Source organism: Actinomycetes bacterium (assembly GCA_036510875.1).
Lineage (GTDB): Bacteria > Actinomycetota > Actinomycetes > Prado026 > Prado026 > DATCDE01.
Map to the genome: position 1 here is coordinate 1 of DATCDE010000314.1, position 3,726 is coordinate 3,726.

At 70.4% G+C, this 3,726-nt stretch carries 5 protein-coding genes; all 5 read left to right on the top strand.

What is annotated here, in order from left to right:
• The coding region (locus VIM19_18185; protein HEY5186780.1) for a DapH/DapD/GlmU-related protein at window positions 1-934 on the top strand (934 nt) is incomplete at its 5' end.
• The gene (locus tag VIM19_18190) at window positions 931-1,908 is read left to right on the top strand and encodes a ribose-phosphate diphosphokinase (GenBank protein ID HEY5186781.1); all 978 of its coding nucleotides are present in this window, start codon (window positions 931-933) and stop codon (window positions 1,906-1,908) included. The genes VIM19_18185 and VIM19_18190, both read left to right, overlap by 4 nt.
• Window positions 1,909-2,095: 187 nt before the next feature.
• Window positions 2,096-2,716: a 50S ribosomal protein L25/general stress protein Ctc gene (locus tag VIM19_18195; protein ID HEY5186782.1), complete on the top strand. Its 621-nt coding sequence runs from the start codon at window positions 2,096-2,098 to the stop codon at window positions 2,714-2,716.
• Window positions 2,717-2,728: 12 nt separating this feature from the next.
• Entirely contained in the window at window positions 2,729-3,319 is a 591-nt protein-coding gene (gene pth, locus VIM19_18200) for an aminoacyl-tRNA hydrolase (GenBank protein ID HEY5186783.1), read from the top strand.
• Window positions 3,320-3,452: 133 nt separating this feature from the next.
• Window positions 3,453-3,726, top strand: a 274-nt coding sequence (locus tag VIM19_18205) for a hypothetical protein (GenBank protein HEY5186784.1), incomplete at its 3' end; no start/stop codon positions are given.

The window sequence follows — 3,726 nt, forward strand, 5'->3', positions numbered from 1 at the left end:
CTCGGCCCTGGGCCGGCTGACCACTGACAACGCCCAGGGCGAGGAGTACCTCACCGACGTGCTGGCGATCCTGCGGGCCGACGGGCACCGAGTCGGGGCGGTTGTCGCCTCGGACGCCGAGGAGGTCCTCGGGGTCAACGACCGGGTCCAGCTGGCGCACGCGCGCCGGGTGCTGCGCGACCGGATCCTGGACAGCTGGATGCGCGCCGGCGTCACGGTCATCGACCCGGCGACCACCTGGGTGGACGTTGACGTCACCCTCGAGCCGGACGCCGTGCTGCACCAGGACACCCGGCTGCACGGCCGTACGCACGTGGCGGCCGGCGCTCAGGTGGGGCCGGGTTGCACGCTGCGCGACACGACGGTCGCTGAGGGTGCCGTGGTCCGCCACGCCTGGTGCGAGGAGGCGGACATCGGCCCGCGCGCCGCCGTCGGACCCTTCACCTACCTCCGCCCGGGAACCCGGCTGGGCGAGGGGTCGAAGGCCGGCGCGTACGTTGAGATCAAGAACGCCGAGGTTGGCGTCGGCGCCAAGGTTCCGCACCTGTCCTACGTGGGGGACGCCGAGATCGGCGACGGCTCCAACATCGGTGCGGCGACCGTGTTCGTGAACTACGACGGGGTAGCGAAGCACCGCACGGTGGTCGGCGACCACGTCCGGATCGGGTCGGACACCATGCTGGTTGCTCCGGTGACCATCGGGGACGGCGCCTACACGGCAGCCGGCTCGGTCATCACCGAGGACGTCCCACCCGGCGCCATGGCCGTCGGCCGGGCCCGGCAGCGGACCATCCTGGGATGGGTGGCCCGTAAGCGTGCCGGCACGGCGTCCGCCCGGGCCGCGGAGGCGGCGTCCGGCACCTCGACGGATCAGTCACAATCTGGCGCAGGCACATCGGGTACCGGCGGCGGCGACGAGGAGCAGCACTCGTGAGCGGTATCAAGACCACCACTGAGAAGACCCTCAAGCTGTTCGCCGGTCGGGCGCACCCCGAGCTGGCCACCGAGGTGGCCGACCACCTCGGCGTCGAGCTGGTCCCGACGTCGGCGTACGACTTCGCCAACGGCGAGATCTTCGTCCGGTTCGAGGAGTCGGCCCGTGGCTCGGACGCCTTCGTGCTGCAGAGCCACTCCGAGCCGATCAACCACTCGATCATGGAGCACCTGATCATGGTCGACGCGCTGAAGCGGGCCTCCGCCAAGCGGATCACCGTGGTCATGCCGTTCTACGGATACGCCCGCCAGGACAAGAAGCACCGGGGCCGCGAGCCGATATCGGCGCGGCTGATGGCGGACCTGTTCCGGACCGCCGGCGCGCACCGACTCATGACAGTTGACCTGCACACTGCGCAGATCCAGGGCTTCTTCGACGGGCCGGTGGACCACCTGTTCGCCTTGCCGCTGCTGGCGCAGTACGTCCGTGGCCGGGTCGACGTCTCCCGCCTCACGGTCGTGTCCCCCGACGCCGGCCGGGTCCGCGTCGCCGAGCGCTGGACGGACACCCTGAACAGCCCGCTGGCGATCATCCACAAGCGCCGCGACCCGGACGTCCCGAACGAGGCCATGGTCAACGAGGTCGTCGGTGATGTGGAGGGACGGATCTGCGTCGTGGTCGACGACATGATCGACACCGGTGGCACGATCGTGAAGGCGGCGGAGGCCCTGTTCGAGAACGGGGCGGCCGAGGTCATCGTCGCCTCGACCCACGGCATCTTCTCGGGCCCAGCGGCGGACCGGCTCAAGAACAGCCGCATCTCCGAGGTCGTCACGACCAACACGCTGCCGATCAGCGACGACAAGCAGTTCGACAAGCTGACCGTGCTGTCGATCGCGCCGCTGATCGCTCGCGCGATCCGCGAGGTCTTCGACGACGGCTCGGTCACCAGCCTGTTCGACGGCAACGCCTGACGTCCCCAGCCGTCGCACGGACGGCGGTTTGAGACGCGGAGCAGCCCTCGCGTAGACTCCTCGGGTTGCCCCGGCGAGGGACGCCTTCGGCCTCCGTGATCGACGCGGTCCGTGTCCTCTGCGCCCGCCGCCGGGTCGATGCCCGACCCCTTCACCGCACGCAGACGAGCACGAGGAGCCTCCCACCGTGAGCCAGGTCCGAATCAAGGCAGAGTCACGCAGCGAGTTCGGCAAGGGCGCGGCTCGGCGGATCCGGCGGGCCGGCCAGGTGCCGGCCGTCGTGTACGGCCATGGCAGCGACCCGCGGCACATCGCGCTCCCCGGTCACGACCTGATGCTGGCACTGAAGACCGCCAACGTGCTGCTCGAGCTCGACCTTGGCAGCGGGGTCGAGCTGACCCTGCCGAAGTCCGTTCAGCGGGACCCGGTGAAGCAGACCCTCGAGCACGTCGACCTGGTGATCGTCAAGCGCGGTGAGACCGTGACGGTCGAGGTGGCTCTGGTGGCCAACGGGCGGATCCCCGGCGGCCTCGTCGAGCTGGTGCACCCCACGATCACCCTCGAGGCGGAGGCTACCCACATCCCGACCGAGATCACGGTCGATGTCGAGGGCCTCGAGATCGGCACCATGATCACCGCTGGTGAGCTGTCGCTCCCCGAGGGTGCCGCGCTGGGGATCGACGCTGACACGCCGGTGCTGCACATCATCGCCCCGCAGGCCGAGGAGGAGGCTCCTGCCGAGGCGCCGGCCGAGGGCGAGGCGGGCGCCGAGGCTGCCGAGGCGGCCGAGGCGTCCAGCGAGAGCTGATCGTCGGCGGGTATCCCCACCGTGGCTGAGGACCGCTATCTGGTCGTCGGCCTGGGGAATCCCGGGCCGGCGTACGCCGCCACCCGGCACAACGTCGGCTTCATGGTCGCGGACCTGCTGGCCAGGCGGATGTCCTCGCGGTTCAAGGCTCACAAGGGGCGAGCCGACGTCGTCGAGGGTCGGTTGGCCGGCGTCCCCGTGGTTCTCGCCAAGCCCAAGTGCTACATGAACGAGTCCGGCGGACCGGTGGCCGCGATCCGGGACTTCTTCAAGGTGCCGGTCGAGCGGATCGTCGTCATCCACGACGACCTCGACCTGCCGTACGGCACGCTGCGGATCAAGCGCGGGGGAGGCGACGGCGGGCACAACGGGCTCCGGTCGGTCACCAGCACGCTCGGCGGCCGGGAGTACCTGCGGGTCCGGGTCGGCGTTGGCCGCCCACCCGGCCGGATGGACCCCGCCGACTACGTGTTGCGACCGTTCGTCGCGGCCGAGGCCAGGGAGCTTCCGTTCCACGTCGACCGTGCTGCGGACGCCGTCGAAACCCTGTTGAGGGACGGCCTGGGTCGCGCCCAGAACGGCTTCCACCCGTCCGAGAGCTGAGCGTCCTACCTTCAGTGAGCAGTCTGTGACACACCGTGACGGGACGGGTCGTCGGGGGTCCGACGTTCGGCCCTAGTTCACCTTCTGGGCTGGTCACCGGCGTGAGGGCTTCCTTAGGGTGAGGAGCAGTCGGGTGGGCGACTGGGTGGGGGGAATTGTGGCGGTACTGGACTACCCGGGCAGGGGCGCGCTGGCGGCACCGGATGCCACGGCCCGATCGACGGACGGCTCATTGTCCGTCGATCGACCGGGTGGCCGCTGGCAGACCGCCTACCTGCGACGGGCTCTGATCCTCGACGCGGGTGCCGCGGTCGTCGCTGCGTTCGGCGCCTATCTGGTGCGCTGGGGAACCGAGCGGCACCCGGGCTACCTGCTGCTGGCCAGCCTGTTCCCCCTGCTGTGGGTGG